19 protein-coding genes are annotated in these 17,198 nt (G+C 62.8%); 10 read left to right on the top strand and 9 right to left on the bottom strand.

The features are described from left to right. Positions 1-2: 2 nt before the first annotated feature. The 3 genes from NKH52_RS27030 to folE all read right to left on the bottom strand — a co-directional run bounded on the left by NKH52_RS27030 (position 3) and on the right by folE (position 2,191). Positions 3-977, bottom strand: coding sequence for a patatin family protein (locus NKH52_RS27030; protein WP_352735321.1), 975 nt, complete (start codon positions 975-977; stop codon positions 3-5). An 81-nt stretch (positions 978-1,058) separates the two neighbouring features. Then, on the bottom strand, positions 1,059-1,520 hold the full coding sequence (gene hisI / locus NKH52_RS27025) for a phosphoribosyl-AMP cyclohydrolase (protein WP_352440229.1): 462 nt from the start codon (positions 1,518-1,520) through the stop codon (positions 1,059-1,061). A 35-nt stretch (positions 1,521-1,555) separates the two neighbouring features. Further along, positions 1,556-2,191, bottom strand: coding sequence for a GTP cyclohydrolase I FolE (gene folE, locus NKH52_RS27020; RefSeq protein ID WP_352735323.1), 636 nt, complete (start codon positions 2,189-2,191; stop codon positions 1,556-1,558). Between the two features lie 239 nt (positions 2,192-2,430). Between folE and NKH52_RS27015 the strand changes: the two genes are divergently transcribed. Further along, a complete protein-coding gene (locus NKH52_RS27015; protein WP_352630189.1) occupies positions 2,431-2,868 on the top strand; it encodes an iron-sulfur cluster assembly scaffold protein in 438 nt (145 codons plus the stop codon). Between the two features lie 18 nt (positions 2,869-2,886). Here NKH52_RS27015 and NKH52_RS27010 read toward each other — a convergent pair whose 3' ends face one another. After that, a complete protein-coding gene (locus NKH52_RS27010) occupies positions 2,887-3,792 on the bottom strand; it encodes a LysR substrate-binding domain-containing protein (protein ID WP_352735325.1) in 906 nt (301 codons plus the stop codon). A gap of 91 nt (positions 3,793-3,883) precedes the next feature. Between NKH52_RS27010 and NKH52_RS27005 the strand changes: the two genes are divergently transcribed. The 5 genes from NKH52_RS27005 to NKH52_RS26985 all read left to right on the top strand — a co-directional run bounded on the left by NKH52_RS27005 (position 3,884) and on the right by NKH52_RS26985 (position 8,652). Further along, on the top strand, positions 3,884-4,042 hold the full coding sequence (locus NKH52_RS27005) for a hypothetical protein (RefSeq protein WP_081734812.1): 159 nt from the start codon (positions 3,884-3,886) through the stop codon (positions 4,040-4,042). A gap of 85 nt (positions 4,043-4,127) precedes the next feature. After that, a complete protein-coding gene (gene yidD / locus NKH52_RS27000) occupies positions 4,128-4,502 on the top strand; it encodes a membrane protein insertion efficiency factor YidD (RefSeq protein ID WP_127297163.1) in 375 nt (124 codons plus the stop codon). A 147-nt stretch (positions 4,503-4,649) separates the two neighbouring features. Then, positions 4,650-5,477: a class D beta-lactamase gene (gene blaOXA / locus NKH52_RS26995; RefSeq protein WP_352735327.1), complete on the top strand. Its 828-nt coding sequence runs from the start codon at positions 4,650-4,652 to the stop codon at positions 5,475-5,477. 174 nt (positions 5,478-5,651) lie between these two features. After that, a complete protein-coding gene (gene thrS / locus NKH52_RS26990; RefSeq protein ID WP_352735329.1) occupies positions 5,652-7,628 on the top strand; it encodes a threonine--tRNA ligase in 1,977 nt (658 codons plus the stop codon). A gap of 85 nt (positions 7,629-7,713) precedes the next feature. Continuing rightward, positions 7,714-8,652, top strand: coding sequence for a lysophospholipid acyltransferase family protein (locus NKH52_RS26985; protein WP_352735331.1), 939 nt, complete (start codon positions 7,714-7,716; stop codon positions 8,650-8,652). Positions 8,653-8,666: 14 nt separating this feature from the next. On the opposite strand, the gene NKH52_RS26980 is transcribed toward NKH52_RS26985, so the two are convergent. After that, the gene (locus tag NKH52_RS26980) at positions 8,667-9,629 is read right to left on the bottom strand and encodes an RgsD C-terminal domain-containing protein (protein WP_352735332.1); all 963 of its coding nucleotides are present in this window, start codon (positions 9,627-9,629) and stop codon (positions 8,667-8,669) included. A 153-nt stretch (positions 9,630-9,782) separates the two neighbouring features. Here NKH52_RS26980 and NKH52_RS26975 point away from each other — a divergent pair, with 153 nt between their 5' ends. Beyond that, positions 9,783-10,367: a nitroreductase family protein gene (locus NKH52_RS26975; protein ID WP_352735334.1), complete on the top strand. Its 585-nt coding sequence runs from the start codon at positions 9,783-9,785 to the stop codon at positions 10,365-10,367. Further along, positions 10,368-10,976: a flavin reductase family protein gene (locus NKH52_RS26970; RefSeq protein WP_352735336.1), complete on the top strand. Its 609-nt coding sequence runs from the start codon at positions 10,368-10,370 to the stop codon at positions 10,974-10,976. 16 nt (positions 10,977-10,992) lie between these two features. Here the strand turns inward: NKH52_RS26970 and NKH52_RS26965 are convergent, their stop codons facing one another. Continuing rightward, the gene (locus tag NKH52_RS26965; protein WP_352735338.1) at positions 10,993-11,709 is read right to left on the bottom strand and encodes a TetR/AcrR family transcriptional regulator; all 717 of its coding nucleotides are present in this window, start codon (positions 11,707-11,709) and stop codon (positions 10,993-10,995) included. A gap of 108 nt (positions 11,710-11,817) precedes the next feature. Here NKH52_RS26965 and NKH52_RS26960 point away from each other — a divergent pair, with 108 nt between their 5' ends. Further along, the gene (locus NKH52_RS26960) at positions 11,818-12,492 is read left to right on the top strand and encodes a methyltransferase family protein (protein WP_352552893.1); all 675 of its coding nucleotides are present in this window, start codon (positions 11,818-11,820) and stop codon (positions 12,490-12,492) included. Positions 12,493-12,499: 7 nt separating this feature from the next. On the opposite strand, the gene NKH52_RS26955 is transcribed toward NKH52_RS26960, so the two are convergent. Both NKH52_RS26955 and NKH52_RS26950 read right to left on the bottom strand, forming a co-directional pair. Continuing rightward, a complete protein-coding gene (locus tag NKH52_RS26955; RefSeq protein ID WP_352735340.1) occupies positions 12,500-13,381 on the bottom strand; it encodes an HpcH/HpaI aldolase/citrate lyase family protein in 882 nt (293 codons plus the stop codon). Further along, positions 13,381-13,833, bottom strand: coding sequence for a MaoC family dehydratase (locus NKH52_RS26950; protein WP_352735342.1), 453 nt, complete (start codon positions 13,831-13,833; stop codon positions 13,381-13,383). The genes NKH52_RS26955 and NKH52_RS26950 overlap by 1 nt, the downstream gene beginning before the upstream one ends. A gap of 150 nt (positions 13,834-13,983) precedes the next feature. Between NKH52_RS26950 and NKH52_RS26945 the strand changes: the two genes are divergently transcribed. Further along, entirely contained in the window at positions 13,984-15,108 is a 1,125-nt protein-coding gene (locus NKH52_RS26945; protein WP_023810498.1) for a DUF2336 domain-containing protein, read from the top strand. On the opposite strand, the gene NKH52_RS26940 is transcribed toward NKH52_RS26945, so the two are convergent. Beyond that, a complete protein-coding gene (locus NKH52_RS26940; protein WP_352735345.1) occupies positions 15,105-17,171 on the bottom strand; it encodes an FUSC family protein in 2,067 nt (688 codons plus the stop codon). The two genes, NKH52_RS26945 and NKH52_RS26940, sit on opposite strands and share 4 nt — an antisense overlap. Positions 17,172-17,198 lie beyond the last annotated feature (27 nt).

Raw genomic sequence — 17,198 nt, 5'->3', positions numbered from 1 at the left:
GATCAGGCGAGAACGGTCTGCAGTCGGGTCAGTTCGCCGATCTGCGCCATCGTCGCCTGATAGCCTAGGTTGATCGCCTCGTCGGCGCGGTGGAACTCGGTCAGGCCGATATGGCTGAGCTTCGGCTGCAGCGACATATCGGGCGGGTCGCCGGCAAGCCTGGCGCGCGAAATGCGGTCCTGGATGATGTTGAAGGCCTCGACCATGACGCCGGTAATGCCGAGCCGCGTCTGATGCGACTGGTGCTCGGCGTCGACCTTGCCGGGCCTTGGTGCGTCCTTTTCGATGACCAGTTCGCCGGCGCTGTGTTTTATCACCGCGGCACGGCCGAACAGATCATAGTGAAGGTTGACCGCCACGACGAGCGGCTGCTCGTACGCGCGGCAGACCGAAACCGGTACGGGGTTGACCAGCGCGCCGTCGACCAGCACGCGGCCATTGCAATTCACCGGCTCGAACACGCCGGGCAGCGCATAGGAAGCGCGCATGGCGGTGATCAATGAGCCGCTCGACAGCCAGATTTCGTGGCCGGTGCGGATTTCGGAGGTGACCGCCACGAACGGCTTAGTCAGGTCCTCAAAACGAATGCCGGCCATGTGCTCGCGCAGCCTTGCATCGAGCTTCATGCCGCCGAACAGGCCGCTGCCGCGCAAATTGAGATCGAGCAGGCCGAAGATGCGGCGCTTGGTCAGGCTGCGGGCGAATTCTTCCAGTTCGTCCAGTTTACCGGCGAGATAGCAGCCGCCGACCAGCGCGCCGATCGAGGTGCCGGCGATCATCGATACTTCGATGCCGGCCTCGTCGAGCGCGCGCAGCACGCCTATATGCGCCCAGCCGCGGGCGCACCCGCCACCCAAGGCGAGCGAAATGCCTGTTTTCTTCTGGGAGTTCGTTTCGGACGCGCCGCCTGACGAGGACAGGCCGTTGGCCTCCCTGACATCTGGTCTGTTACGCAATGACGCCCACTCGAGCATCATGATCTCCCTTGTCCCACGGCTACTATACGAGCGGGCCGTATCGAAATGATGAATCTGTGTGGTCGGTGTCAGGCAGAAGGTTCAAGCTAGTGGTTTCCGATACGTTTTTTCCGCATCGAACAGCGGCTTGCTGCCGTCGTCGGCAAGCGTCCCCTTGCCATCGATCAGCCCCACCGTCCGATAAAAGCATGAACGCCGGCCAGTGTGACAGGTTGCGTCGTGGCCCAACACTTTGACGCGCAACCATATGGCATCCTGGTCACAATCCGTGAGCATCTCGACGACATGCTGAAAATTGCCTGATGTTTCGCCCTTTTTCCAAAGTGCGTCGCGCGAGCGCGACCAGTAGTGGGCTATGCCGGTCTCCAGTGTCAGTGCCAGTGCTTGCGCATTCATATGCGCAACCATCAACAGCATGCCGTCCGCGGCGTCTGTCACGATGACCGTGACCAGCCCGGCTGCATCGAAGCGCGGCGAAAACACCGCGCCTTCCTCAAGCGCTTTCTTGTCTGACGGAGCTTTTGGAAATTCCAGTGCCGACATCGCCGGTCCTTGTTTTGATGGCCGGCGAGGGCCGATCAGACCCCGCCGCCGCGCACCATGGTGACGAAACGGACCTGCTCTTCGGGCGTGTCCTTGAAAACGCCGGTAAAGGTCGAGGTCAGCGTGGTTGAACCCTGCTTGCGGATGCCGCGCATGGCCATGCACATGTGCTCGGCCTCGATCATGACGGCGACGCCGCGTGGATTGAGCACGTCCTGGATGACGCCGGCGATCTGCGCCGTCAGCGCCTCCTGGGTCTGCAGGCGGTGGGCGAAGATATCGACGACGCGGGCGATCTTGGACAGGCCGACGACCTTGCCGTCCGGAAGATAGCCGACATGCGCCTTGCCGATGATCGGCACCATATGGTGCTCGCAATGTGAATGGAATGTTATGTCCTTGACGATGACCAGATCATCGTAGCCGGCGACCTCCTCGAAGGTGCGGCCGAGCTCGTCGGCCGGGCACATGTCGTAGCCACCGAACATTTCGCGGTAGGCCTTTGCCACCCGCTTCGGCGTGTCGACCAGCCCCTCGCGGTCCGGATTGTCGCCGGTCCAGCGCAAAAGCGTGCGCACGGCGGCTTCGACTTCGGCTTCGCTCGGCCGGTCGGTGACCGGCTTTTCCATATAGGCTGACTGTGGCATGAACTTCTTGATGACGGCATCCATAAAGGCGTCTCCCGTAGTCCCTCTCGGCGGAGGAACGAGTTGAACGGACCACGACCTTTCGGTGTCGGAAACTCGCCCCGTTTCCAGCCCCGTAAGCGGCGTGAACTTCCCGGCAAGGACATTGGCTTTCGTCTTCTTGTCGATACCGGACTGCCACCATTATATAAGGTCATAGCGAGCGAAAGGAAGACACGACAGCGGCAATCGCTGTTCGCTTGGCGGCGACGGATTGGAAAATAATGATAAACGAGGTCTACAACGCGAAAATTCTCGGTTTTGCCGGGAACATTGGCCGCATCGGCCGGCTCGATCATCCTGACGCAACCGCCAAGGCGCACTCCAAGCTATGCGGTTCCACGGTCACCGTCGACCTCAAGATGCAGGACGGCGTGGTCACGGACTTTGCCCATGATGTGAAGGCCTGCGCGCTCGGCCAGGCGTCGTCATCGATCATGGCGCAACATGTCGTCGGCGCGAGCGCCGAGGAATTGCGCGCGGTGCGCGACACCATGCTGAAGATGCTCAAGGAAAATGGCGCCCCGCCGGACGGTCGCTTCGCGGACCTCAGATATCTGGAGCCGGTGCGCGATTACAAGGCCCGTCATGCCTCGACCATGCTGACTTTCGACGCCGTGGTCGACGCCATCGGCCAGATCGAGAAGCGCGCCGAAGCCTGAGGGCCGGCAACCGACCGTTTACAATGCACGTCTGCTTTCGGCAAATTCGGCGCGTACCCAGTCCGCGAACGCGGCGGCCGGCTCCGACAGATCGCGCAAGCTTCTGGCCACCAGCCAATAGGCGCCGGATGCGACGTCGATGTCGAACGGCTTGACCAGCGCGCCGGACGCGACTTCTCCGCCGATCTGCAAGAGATCGCCCAGTGCAACGCCATGTCCGAGCAAGGCGGCCTGCTTTGAAAGCGACGCATCCGCCAGCATCGGCCCGCGCGCCGGCACGGCGTCGGCGGGCACGCCGGCCGCTTCGAACCAGCGCGCCCAGCCCTGGCGGTTCTCCTCGTGCAAAAGCGTGTAGCGACCAAGATCGATCGGCTTCTCGAGGGCGGGGCCCGAGGCAAGCAGCGCCGGCGACAGAACAGGTGAGTCGACTGTCGAAGCAAGTTGCTCGGCTTCGCTGCGCGGCCACGCGGTGGCATGTGCGCTGAAGCGCAAGGCAAGCTCCGGCTGATCGCTGCGGAACTCGATCAGCCTTGGATCGACCTCGAGCGAGATGTCGATGTCAGGCCGCAATTGGCGAAACCGGTTGAGCCGTGGCACCAGCCACACGGATGCAAGCGATGGCTCGACACTGACACGCACCACAGACTGCGCCGGTGTCGCCACCAGTTCCCCAAGCAAGGTATCGATAGCGTCGAAACTTCTGACAAGCTGATCCAGCAGACGCCGTCCGGTGTCGGTCAGTTCGACACGGCGATGGTGACGTTCGAACAAGGGTTGGCGCAGGAAGATTTCGAGTTCCCGGATCTGCCGGCTGATCGCCGCCTGCGAGACGAAAAGCTCCTCGGCGGCCCGGCTGAAGCTCAGATGCCGGCCCGCCGCCTCGAAGCTCCTCAATGCCGTCAGCGGCAGGCGCCCACGCTTCATTTCGCATAACCCAGGATTATCCGAAGTGGAAATTATACTCGTTTGAGGGCGAAGGCCAGCGGCCGTCTAATCGCATCAAAGGAGACCGACCATGATCCAGTTGCTGAGCATCTTTGGCGATGTCATGCGGATCGCAACGTTTCAATGGCGTGACAGAAGACAGCATGAAAAGCGTTACGAAGAGCCGACCAGTCGTGGCCGGTGGGTGGCTTCGGCTGACTGGCAGCCGTTTCGTCGTTTCCGTCCGTGACGGTGGGGCCATGCAGGGCGCGGGGATTGCGTTCTCCAGTAGAAGCCCACATCTATCGCGTGGGAAACGCGAAACGGAGACTGTGGTGCGCGACCAGCATGGGCATGCGCATATCGCCCGGCCGCCGAAACGCGGCCGTAACTGGCCCGGTCCATGGCGCAAGACGCCGGGCCGTCTCCTCGGCACGTCGCTCGTGCGCCTCTACCAGCTGACACTGTCGGGCTTTGTCGGCAATTCCTGCCGGCATCTGCCGACCTGTTCGGAATATGCCCATGAGGCGATCGCCCGCCATGGCCTGTGGGCGGGCGGTTGGATGGGATTTTTCCGGGTGCTGCGCTGCGGGCCATTCGGCACGCATGGCATAGACCTCGTGCCGGAGGTGCTGGAGGATCGTTATGTCTGGTTCACGCCATGGCGGTACTGGCGGATCGGCAGCAAGCGCGGCGAAGCGCAGGGGTGATCGCGTCAGTCAGGTCCCGCCGGCTCTGCCCGTTTACAATCCGGTAGGGTTAACAACAGCCTGCACAAAGACTGCGCATTTGAGACAAAATCGAGACAAGAGACCTCGCTAAGCCGCTCGCGAACCCTCTTCTGGAGCGAGCAGAAAATGCGCAATTTCGACCGTCTTCCCTTCATCTTTGCCGGGATACTGTTCCTGCTCGCCTGGCTGCTGGGATTTCCGCTGCGCGCGCAATCGGCGCCGCTTGGGGACGTGCAGTGCACGGTGATCGCCGATGCGGCGAGCGGCAAGACGCTTTACCAGGACGGGGTGTGCGACGAGCGGTTCAGCCCGGCTTCGACGTTCAAGGTGCCGTTGTCGCTGATCGGCTATGACAGCGGGATCCTGAGCGACGAGCACACGCCGAGCTGGGATTACAAGCCTGAATTCAACGCGGTGAAGCGGGATCAGAAGACCGTCGATCCGGTGGTCTGGGAGCGAGATTCGATCCTGTGGTTTTCCCGGGAAATCACCCGCCGGCTTAGGTCTGGGAGTTTTGCCGGTTATGTCTCGAAATTCGACTACGGCAACGCCGATGTTTCCGGCAATCCCGGCAAGAATGATGGTTTGACCAAGTCCTGGGTGAATTCCTCGCTCAAGATCACGCCGGTCGAGCAGGTCGAATTCCTGCGCAAGCTGCTGGCCCGCAAGCTGCCTGTCTCGGCCAGGGCTTACGACATGACATCAGCCATCATCCCGACCTTCCAGGCCGGAGGCTGGACGGTGCAAGGCAAGACCGGAAGCACCAGGCTGCGCAACGACGTCGACAAGGTTCAGGACAAGCGTTCGCTCGGCTGGTTCGTCGGCTGGGCGCAAAAGGATGGCCGCCAGATCGTCTTTGCGCGGCTTGTCGTCGACACCAACCGCACCGACATGCCCAAGGGCCTCAAGACCCGGGCCGCGTTCCTGAAGGACCTGCCGCTCCTCATCAAATGAACGCTGAATTTGAGCCGGGCTTTACGGAGGCGGAATCTGTCCATAAAAGACAGCCGCTGCCGGACGCATCCGGCTTTTCCCTATGCATGTCGTAACCCAAAACCGCCATACACTTTTGGGCGACATGCATTTCAACCACCCGCGCTCGTTTGCGGGACTGGATAGGAGATATATATGCTGAATTCCGTTTCTCTGACATTTCCCGATGGCTCCGTCCGCGAATACGACGCGGCGATGACCGGTGCTGGCCTCGCCGAATCGATCTCGAAATCGCTGGCCAAGAAGGCGGTCGCCTATGCGATCGACGGCACCGTTCGCGATCTCAGCGATCCGCTCGGCAAGTCCGGCAAGGTCGAGATCGTCACCCGCGACGACCCGCGCGCGCTGGAGTTGATCCGCCACGACGCGGCCCATGTGCTGGCGGAAGCCGTGCAGGAATTGTGGCCGGGAACGCAGGTGACCATCGGGCCGGTGATCGAGAACGGGTTCTACTACGACTTCGCCCGTAACGAGCCGTTCACGCCTGACGATTTTCCGGTGATCGAGAAGAAGATGCGCGAGATCATCGCGCGCAACAAGCCGTTCACCAGGGAAGTCTGGTCGCGCGACAGGGCGAAAAAAGTCTTTGCCGACAAGGGCGAGCGCTACAAGCTGGAGCTGATCGACGCCATTCCTGAGGATCAGGATCTCAAGATCTATGCGCAGGGCGACTGGTTCGACCTCTGCCGTGGCCCGCACATGGCCTCGACCGGGCAGATCGGCAATGCCTTCAAACTCATGAAGGTGGCCGGCGCCTATTGGCGCGGGGATTCGAACAACCCGATGCTGACCCGCATCTACGGCACGGCCTGGGCCGACCAGGCGCAGCTCGAAGCCTACCAGATGATGCTTGAGGAGGCCGAGAAGCGCGACCACAGGAAGATCGGCCGTGAGATGGACCTGTTCCATTTCCAGGAAGAGGGACCGGGCGTCGTCTTCTGGCATGCCAAGGGCTGGAAGATGTTCCAGAACCTGGTCAACTACATGCGCCGCCGCCTCGACGAGCAGGGCTATCAGGAGGTCAACGCGCCGCAGGTGCTCGATAAGAGCCTGTGGGAGACGTCAGGCCATTGGGGCTGGTATCGCGACGCCATGTTCAAGGTGACGGTCGCCGGCGACGACACCGATGACGACCGGGTCTTCGCGTTGAAGCCGATGAACTGTCCGGGCCATGTGCAGATTTTCAAGCATGGGTTGAAGTCCTATCGCGACCTACCCGTGAAACTTGCGGAATTCGGCAATGTGCATCGCTACGAGCCGTCGGGCGCGCTGCACGGGCTGATGCGTGTGCGCGGCTTCACGCAGGACGATGCGCACATCTTCTGCACCGAGGAGCAGCTGGCCGCGGAGTGCCTGCGCATCAACGATTTGATCCTGTCGACCTATGCCGATTTCGGTTTTGACGAAATCAGCGTCAAGCTTTCGACGCGGCCCGACAAACGCGTCGGCACCGACGAAGCCTGGGATCATGCCGAGGCGATCATGGGGAGCGTGCTGGAGACGATCAGGACACGATCCGGCAATCGCATCAAGACCTCGATCAATCCGGGCGAGGGCGCCTTCTACGGACCGAAATTCGAATATGTGCTCAAGGATGCTATCGGCCGCGAATGGCAGTGCGGCACGACGCAGGTCGACTTCAACCTGCCGGAACGGTTCGGCGCCTTCTATATCGGCTCCGATTCCGAGAAGAAGCAGCCTGTGATGGTGCACCGCGCCATCTGCGGTTCGATGGAGCGCTTCCTCGGCATCCTGATCGAGAACTATTCCGGCCATTTCCCGCTGTGGTTCGCGCCGCTGCAGGTGGTGGTGGCGACGATCACCTCGGATGCCGACGGCTATGCGACCGAGGTGGTGGCAAAGCTGAAGGCGGCCGGGCTTTTGGCGGAAGCGGATCTGCGTAACGAGAAGATCAACTACAAGGTCCGCGAGCACTCGCTGGCTAAGGTTCCGGTCATCCTCGTCTGCGGCAAGCGCGAGGCCGAAGAGCAGACCGTCAACATGCGCCGGTTGGGCTCACGCGACCAGGAATCGCTTGGCCTTGACCAGGCGATCGCGCAACTGACCGAGGAAGCGATCACACCCGACCGCAGGCGCAAACGCGCGGCCTGATCTGCATAGTTTTCGACCAAATGGCGGTGGAGCGATCCACCGCCATTTTCATATCCTTGTCACGCCGACCTTGTAACGAGCCCCTATGCTCAAGCTGAAATTGCGCGAACGACCCTTTCCAGAGCTTTCCTATGCCAATCCGTGCCAGCCGGCGCTGACGCGCTGGTTCATTCATTCGGTTGAAGGCCTGTCGGGCCGCGACCGCTACACAGCACTTTATGATTTCTGGCGCAGCCAGGTCGTGCCGACCGGCGAACGCGTGTTCAGCCGCATGCTCGACCTGATCGACGTGCGGGTGCGGACTGCTGATCAGTGGCCGCCCGCGCAATTGCCGGACACGCCGCTGGTGATCGTCGCCAATCATCCGTTCGGTATCGGCGACGGCATCGCCGTGCTGTCGCTGGCCGAGCAGCTCGGACGTCCGTTCCGGGTCATGATCCACAAGGATCTGCTCAAGATCCGCGAGATGGAGCCCTACTCGCTGCCGATCGACTTTTCCGAGACCAAGAACGCGCTCAAGAACAACATGGCCGTGCGCCATGAAGCGGTGCGGCTGTTGAAAGAGGGCGTCACCATCGTGGTGTTTCCGGCCGGCGGTGTAGCCACCGCGCCAAAAGGTTTTGGCCGGGCGCGCGATCTGCCGTGGAAGATGTTTCCCGCCCGTCTCGTCCAGGACGCCAAGGCGTCGGTCATCCCGATGCATTTTTCCGGACAGAACGGCAGGCTGTTCCATCTGGTCAGCGGGCCGATGAACATGGCAGAGCGCGACGGCCGGGTGGCGAAATTCGTCGGCAAGGCCTCGCTGACGCTGCGTACGTCGCTGCTCATCCACGAATTCGCGCGGCTATCGGGCAAGGCGATCGACGTCCGCGTCGGCGATGTGCTGAACTGGAGCGAGTTGGAGCCATTGCGCGACCGCAAGGCATTGCTCGACCGGCTTTATCGCGGCGTGTTCGACCTGGCGCCAGTTTTGCCGCGCCGCCGCATTCCGTTCCTGCCGGCGCGGACCAAGATGGCGGCTTGATCCAGGAACGAAGGTTAATCCGCGCCTTCTTCGGGATCCATCGCCGCCGCCTCGGTGGCCAAAACCTCGATTTCCTGGTTCTGCCCGGCCACGACCGTAAAATCCTTTTGGTAGATGCGGTCGCGGTTCTTGGCGATGATGGTGTAGTCGCCCTCGGCCAGCACCATCGAGGCGAAGGCGCCGACGGTTTCCTTGATCGGATCGCCGGATTCGTTGAGCAGCGACCAGGAGGTATCGGCGATCGCCTCGCCACCGGTTTCGCGCACCAGCTTCATCGTGATCTCGGCGGCGTGGTGCTCGACGGTCGCTTCGGTCAACTTGCCGGCCTCGACGCGGATGTCGGAGCGGATGACCGCGTTGACCGCGCCATAGGTCGAGACGACATGGTAGATGCCGGCGTTGAGCCGCACGACACTGTTGGGCTCGACATCGGGAATGATCAGCGCGCGGTCGCCATTGACCTCGGCGGTGCCCTCGTAGATCGAAAAGCGCAGCTTCTTCGGTGGAATGCGCACGCCGCCGGACAGCACGGCGTCGAGCTTGAGGCCGCCGGCGTCGAGCACGAGGCTTTCGCGCTTGGCGTCCTTGCCGACAGTGATGCGCTTGGTGGCGCCGGCCCGGCCGTAGGAGGCGTGAACCAGATAGCTGCCAGGCTCGAGCTGGAAGACGGCGGTGCCGCCATGGGAGGAGGCGACCATCGGCAATTTGCCGTTGACGGCTTCGGGCTTGAAGACCCGCCAGACGATGCCGCGCGTGATGTCGGAACCCTTGTCGGTCAACTGGGCGGACAGCGTGATGGCGCCGCCGCCGCTTAGTGCCAGTGACGTCTCGCCTTTCGGCGTCGCGTAGCTCGAAATTCCCGGAAGCTTCAGGTCGCTGACACCGTCGACGTTCTGCGCCATGGCGAACGAAACCGGCGCCATCAACAGCAGGGCACCGAGCCAGATCAGGAAAAGACGGACAGTCCCCTCAAACATGCCTTGCGTTGAAGCCCATGGCGGTGGCAATTTCAAGGCTTAAGAGTCCGATACGACTCTTTCGTCCGGCGTATCCCGCGCCAATGCCCGAGCCGCCCGAATTCCCGATGGTGCGCTTCAGCTCAAAACAGAATGTTCAGGAGACTTGCGCCCATGGCGTCGCCGATCATCGATTTCCTGCTGACCCGAAACTCCGCTCCGATCCCCGATCTGAAGCAGCCGGCGCCGAGCGATGCGGAGGTCGCGACGATGATCACTGCTGCTTCGCGGGTGCCCGACCATGGCCGATTGGAGCCCTGGCGCTTCATCGTCTACCGTGGCGACGCCCGCGTCGAGATCGGCAGGCAACTGGCAGCGCTTGCAGAGCAGCGGGAGGGCCCATTGCCGGAAGGCCGCCGCAATCAGGAACTGGCGCGGTTCTCACGCGCGCCGCTGGTGATCGGCGTCGTATCTATCCCCCGGGAGAATCCCAAAATCCCGCAATGGGAAATGTTCCTGTCGGGCGGCATGGCGGCGATGAACCTGATGATAGCAGCCAACGCGCTGGGCTATGGCACCAACATGATCAGCAACTGGTATTCGGATGTGCCGGAGGGCAGGGCGCTGCTGGGGCTGGCGCCGCAGGAGCGCGTCGTCGGCTTCATCCATATCGGCTCCTATGCCGGCCCGGCGCCGGAGCGGCCGCGGCCCGATCCGGCAAAGCTTTACGGCGACTATTCGGGGCCGTGGGCGGGCTGAATGTTCTACGAGCCGTCAAAGGGCCACGGCCTGCCGCACGATCCATCGAAGGCGATCGTGGCGCCGCGTCCGATCGGCTGGATTTCGACACTGAACAGGGCTGGTGAGATCAACCTCGCGCCATACTCCTTCTTCAATGCCGTTTCGACGCGGCCTTTCATCGTCTGGTTCTCCTCCGAAGGCGAGAAGGACAGCGCCTCCTTCGCGCAGGAAACCGGCGAGTTCGTCGCCAATCTCGTCAGCCGCGATCTCGCGGAGAAGATGAACCGCACATCGGTCAACGCACCGCGCGGCGTCAACGAGTTCGTCTATGCCGATCTTGCCATGGCGCCGTCGCGCTTGGTCGGGCCGCCGCGCGTGGCGGTAGCGCCGGCAGCACTCGAATGCCGGGTGACGGAAGTCTTTCGGCCAAAGGCGCTGGACGGATCGCCGACGAGCGCTGTGATCGTCGCCGGTGAGGTGGTCGGCGTGCACATCGACGATGCCTTCCTGACAGACGGCCTGTTCGACATCACCAAGGCCGGCAACGTCGCTCGTCTCGGCTATATGGACTACGCCAGCGTCGACGAGGTGTTTTCGATGCGCCGGCCGCGCTGGGACAAGGACTAGAATCAGGCTCGGCCGGTCACCGCGCCTGGCCGGCACTCGTTCGCCGCCTGGCCGTCATGACGGTGCGCACATAGCCGGGCTCGCCGATCCGAATGCTTCCATCGGGCAGGCCCAGTATGCGGTCGAGAGCGATCTCGTAGAGCCTGACGCGTTTCTCCAGGGCCTCGATCGCGATCTCCATGTCGGCGTCGCTGCCGCCGGCAATGGCCTTGGCAACGACGTCACGCGTGGCCATGCCGAATTGCATGACGATGTCGGCGACACCTTCCGGATCGAAGGTCCTGAAAGTGCCGTCTTCGATCCCTTGCCTGATGATCTTGACCAGCAGAGGTGAAAACGACGCGCTGGCGGCCAGATTGATACGGTGGAAAAGCACCAGATTCTCAGGCCGAAACATCGTCTCGAAAAGAGTCCAAGCTTCCGGCGCGGTCTCGATCTTGGCCCGCCGCGACTGGCTGAGCAGGCCATTCAGGCGGCCAAGCGGGTCTAGGCCCGGATCGTCGATTATGTCTTGCACGCCAGCCAGTGCCTGTCTTGCGAAGCGATCGGCCAAGGCTTCCAGAAGAGCCTCCTTGGAGGGGAAGTAGTGATAGAAGGCGCCCTTGGAGACGCCGGCGGACGCAATCACGTCGTTGAGGCTCGCTTTGTCATAGCCCTGCGTCAGAAAAAGCGTCTGGGCATGGTCCAGAAGTTCTTCTCGCCTGAACTCTGGATGCTTGATGACTCGGGGCATGATGAACCTTCTGCACAGCTCGCTTGAATTACAGACCATTGGTCGGTATGGTAGACCGATGGTCTAAAATTGCTAGCGCAAGTGAGCGGATATCATGAAAGGTCGATCATGATCGCAAAATTGGTCCTTCAAACATTCGTCTGGTTTGGCGCCATGGGCGCCTTGCTCTTCCTGTCGGCCGGCACGCTGCACTGGCCGGGGGCTTGGGTCTATCTGGTGGGGATGGTGGGGCTCAGTCTCACCTTGGGCGTGGCGCTGGCAAGGCGCGATCCCGGCCTGATGAATGAGCGGCTGAGTTCTCCCATCCAGAAGAATCAGGACACGGCCGACAAGGTCCTGCTGTCCATACTACTGTTCGCCATCTTTGGTTCGCAGATATTCATGGGGTTCGACGTCCGTTTCGGCTGGTCCGTGGTTCCCGTCTGGGTGCAGGTGGTCGGCGCGCTCGTCCTGCTGCTCGGAATCTGGATCTGCTATCTGACGATGCTGGAGAACAGTTTCGCGGCGCCCGTGGTGAAGATCCAGGATGAACGCGGACAACATGTGATCTCCACGGGGCCTTACAGCTACGTCCGCCATCCGATGTACGCCGGCGCCATCCTCTTCTTCGCCGGCACGGCACTTCTGCTTGGTTCCTGGTGGGGGCTGGCGTCGGTACTCGTGATCGTCGTTCTCCTGGCCATCCGCACCTTCATTGAAGAGAAGACGCTTCGCACCGGCCTGCGCGGCTATGACGACTATGTGGCCCGGGTCCGTTACCGCCTGATCCCGTTGGTTTGGTAGCAGGCGCTCAGGCGGAAACACCTGCCGCCTTTGCCCGCGCCAGAAGCCGCTCGGCTAGCCGCAGGTGCGGGCGGTCGAACATCCTGCCGTCGATGCTGACGACGCCGGGACTTCCCGCTGCCGCGAACGCGGCAACGATTGCCGCCGATTGTCTCACGGCGTCGACCGACGGCGTGAAGGCGGCGTTGATGACCGGCACCTGATCGGGGTGGATCGCCATCTTGCCGGTGAAGCCATCGCGCTCGGCCTCGGTGCATTCCGCTTCGAAGGCCGCCATGTCGCGAAAATTCGGGAAGACGGTGTCGATCGCCTCGACCTCCGCCGCACCGGCGGCAAGTATGGTCATGGTGCGAGCGTGACGGAACACGTCCGTGTAGCGGCCATGCTCGTCGCGGGTCGTGCGCGCGCCGATCGCCGCCGACAGGTCTTCCGCGCCCCAGGTGAGGCCGGCAAGCCGCGCGCTGGTCCCGGCATAGGTCGCCGCCGCAAGCACGCCCGTCGGCGTTTCGGTGATGATCGGCAGGATCTTGATTGCGCCGTCGGCCAGGCCGTTTTCGGCCTCGCGCACCCTGAGCTTTGCCGACAGGTGCTGCACATCCTGGCCGCTGTTCGACTTGGGCAGCATTATGCCGTCGGGTTTCGCCGGAACCAGTGCGGCCAGATCGTCATCCGTCAACCCGGTCGACAGGTCGTTGACCCTGACATAGATCGCCGAACTGGTTTGCGCCCTGCGTTCGGCGATGAAGCGCGCCGCCACCTCGCGCGCCAGCGCCTTGTTGTGCGGCGCCACGGAATCTTCAAGGTCGACGATGACCACATCGGCGCCGGCACCAAAACCTTTTTCCAGCTTCTTCCCGGAATCGCCGGGGACGAACAGCAGCGAACGCATCAGGTTGCCTTCTTCAACATCATCGCTTGCCTCGTGCATTTGGCGACGAGATCGCCATGCTGGTTGTAGGCGCGATGCTCGAATTCGACGATGCCGCGATCGGGTTTCGACCTGGACTCGCGCACCGAGATGACTGTCGTCTCAACGCGAATGGTGTCGCCATGGAAGACCGGATGCGGAAACACGGTCTCCTTCATGCCGAGATTGGCGACCGTAGTGCCGACTGTGATGTCATTGACCGAAATGCCGATCATCAGGCCGAGCGTGAACAGCGAGTTGACCAGCGGCTTGCCCCATTCGCTCTTGGCGGCGAAATCGAAGTCGATGTGCAGCGGCTGCGGGTTCAGGGTCATTACCGAAAACAGCATGTTGTCGCTTTCGGTAATGGTCTTGCGCAGCGTGTGCTGGAAGACATGGCCGACAACGAACTCTTCGAGATAAAGCCCGGCCATTTCTTTCTCCTCAGGTGCTTGACGGTGATAGGCGCTGCAAATCAGCCTCGCAAGCCAGTTAATGAACATGGTGAACGGTTCGTAAACCAATTCTGCCTACGGTCGTCAGTGGGGCCGGAAGCTTCTGGCAAGGGGCGTAAGCAGACGGGCATGGTTGTTGTTTCGCATTTCCTGAAATGGATCTACACGGCCAGGGTGTCGGAGCGCGCCGCGGCGGCGAGCGCTCTGGCCCGGGCCTATATCAATTCCGAATTGCCTTTCGAGGACCGTTGCGCCGCCGAGGCGGCGCTGACGCTGTTGCTCGACGATGCCTCGTCGAAGGTGCGGCTGGCGATGGCCGAGGCGCTGTCGATGAGCCACCACGCGCCAATGCAGATCATCAGCGTGCTGGCCTCCGACCAGCCGGAAGTCGCCGGCGTGGTGTTGGCGCGCTCGCCGCTGCTCACCGACGCCGACCTGATCAACCGCGTGGCTTCAAGTCCGAAGGCGACGCAGAAATTGATCGCCGACCGGCCACTCGTCTCGATGGCGCTGTCGGCGGCCATCGCCGAGATCGGCGAGGCGGACGCCTGCGCCGTGCTGCTCGCCAACAGCGGCGCCGACATCGCCTCGCTCAGCTTCCGCCGCATGGCCGAACGGCATGGGCACCTGCCGCTGGTGCGCGAGGCGCTGATATCGGATATCAGGCTGCCGGCCGACTGCCGGCATATGCTGCTCGTCAAGCTTGGCGAAATGTTGAAAACGTCGCCACTGGTGATGGCGATGATGGGCGCGGCGCGAGCCGACCGCGTCATGCGCGACGCCTGCGTCAAGGCTTCCGTGACGCTGATCGAAGGCACGCGCCAGGAAGAACATGCGGCCCTGATCGAGCATCTCAGGCTGCGTGGCGACCTTACCGCGAGCTTTCTGATCCGCACCATTGCGCATGGCAAGGTCGATTTCTTCGGCTCGGCGCTGGTCGCGCTCAGCCAGCAGTCCGAACAAAGGGTAAGGGCGCTGCTGGCCGGCGGGCACGACGTGGCCTTGCAGGCGCTGTTCCGCAGCGCCGGACTCGCCGCAGTCACCCATGCCATCATCCTGCGTGCGCTGAAGATCTGGCGCGAGGTTGCCAACGGTAAGCGCGTCGCCGGCGTGCAGGAGGTCAGCTGGCTGATGCTCAAGGAAGTGGGTGGGCAATCCGCCGAAGGCGATCTTGCCGCCTTGATCAAGTCGATCCATCTCGATGCGCTGCGCGAGAACGCGCGAGGCCACGCGCTGGCGATCGCGGCAGCTTAACCTTTATCCCTCGCGAAAAAGTCCGGGAAATCTTCCATCGCGGCGGCGATGATGCGCAGCGATGCTGCGATTTGCAGCAATTCGCTGGTGCCGTTTCGCTCGGCGATGTTCGCTGCGTACTGCCGGGCGACGGCGACGGTCGAGGTCTGCGGATCGCTGGGGGCGCGGAAAAGCAGTTCGCGCGCCAGTCCCCTCAGGAAGTTGGCGATCGAAAGCGCGGTCTCGGATGGAATGGCATGGCTTTGGCTTGCATCGCGCAGCCGAAGGACCTCCAGGCCGACGGTGACGGCGGCGACTCCGCCGCCCAGAACCGCATCGCCCTTCTGACCGGCATTCTGCACCAGCGGCATCAGCTGGTTGATGCGGTCGTAGGCGAGGCTCTCGAAGGCCGAACGTCTCGGCACGCGCTCATGCAGGCAAAGCCGCGCCAGATCCTCGCGCATGGCGCGCACGATGCGGTTGGCCGCGAGCCACGGATCGGCGGGCAGCACGACGATGAAGACACCGATCGCCAGCAGGATGCCGACCAGGATCGACGCCGAACCGGCGAAGAAGGGTCCGGGATCGTAGGTCATCGCCTGGTGCGGGCTCAGGAAGGCAAGGAAGTTGATGGCGAAGGCCGTCGCCACGCCGACATAGCGTGGATTGGCCATTGCCAGCGCCGTCGGTACAAGGATGGGCACGACAAACAGCATGAACCAGCCGAAGCCGGGCAGGGCAGGCAATGCGATCTGGCCGACGAGAAAGGCAAACGGCAGCGCCAGAAGCGTTCCCTTGAAGAAACCCCAGGCGACCTGCACAGGGTCGGGGCGAGCAGCAAACAGGCTCGATACGACAGCAACGAGAATGACCGTACCGGCCGCTTCCGACCATTTCGTCGTCAGCCAGAAGGCCGCGACCAGCAGCGTGGCAAGGGCAGCGCGCAAGGCGTTACGCGATGCGCCGGCGTAATCGCGATGCACCACCAGCGCAGGCTGCCTGCTGCCCCGGGCCGGACCTGTGGCAGGCGCGCGCAAGGCGTCGAGGCCGCGCAGCACCTGCTTGAGCGCATCGGCGAAATCGGCGGCGATGGTCAGGCGGGTGATAGTGCCGATCCTGTCGTTGCCCTGGTCGGTCGAGGTATCGGGCATTTGCCGGGCGTTTCCGGCAATCGCATCGAGCCGAGCCATCCACAGCGCCGTATCGTCCAGCGCGCCGGGCTTGGTCGCCAGCTCGCCGACCAGCGATTGTAATTCCGAGCGCACCGGAATGAGCGCCGCATTCTTCGGGGCGGCGTGCGAATGCAGCGCGCGTGCCGCCGAGAGCGCGGAGAGCAGCTGTCCGATGGTGCGCCGGACTGGATGGGCGCGCGGCGCGAAGCTTGGCGCTTCGAGCCTGGCATAGGCGCGCATCTCGCCGAGCGTCTGGGCATCAGTGATCAGCTTTCGGTGCAGCGCGGACAGCGTTGCCGGGTCGCCGCCGGAGAACGCACCGCCGGCATAGGTGGCAAGATCAAGGATGCAGCGTTTCAGGCGCGAGACGATGGCGTCGCTGGCCAGTTTTGGCAGGATTAGGCGGCTGGTCAGGCCGGCGCAGACAATGCCAAGCACGATCTCGGCACAGCGCGCGACCGCGAGGTCGACGACGAGATGCGGCTGTCCGAAAGCGGGCAGGCCGATGATCATTGCGGTGTAGCCCGCGAGGGCGGCGCCATAGGCTTCCGGATTGCGCAGCAGCGACGAGACGAAGGTGCAGATGCCGATCCAGACGGCAAGCACCGTTACCAGCACCCAGGGGTTGGTGCCGCAAACGGTGGTGATGCCGATCGCGGCCATGCCGCCGACCAGCGTGCCGAGCAGCCGGTAGAAGCCCTTCGCCAGCACCATGCCGGCAACCGGCTGGGCGACGATGAACACCGTCATCATGGCCCATTGCGGATGGTCGAGCTTCAGCGCATAGGCGGCCAGCAGCGCGATCAGGCCGGCTGAAACGGTGCGCAAGGCAAAGATCCAGTCGGAGCGCGTCGGTTGCGTCAATCCGGCCAAACTCGTCTCGAAATAGCCTTTCAGCCGCGCCCAGGTCACATGCTCGTCTCCGCAACTGGAGCCTTG

Source organism: Mesorhizobium sp. M1066 (genome assembly GCF_040318635.1).
Classification (GTDB): domain Bacteria; phylum Pseudomonadota; class Alphaproteobacteria; order Rhizobiales; family Rhizobiaceae; genus Mesorhizobium.
This window is presented reverse-complemented; position numbering and strand designations above follow the sequence as displayed.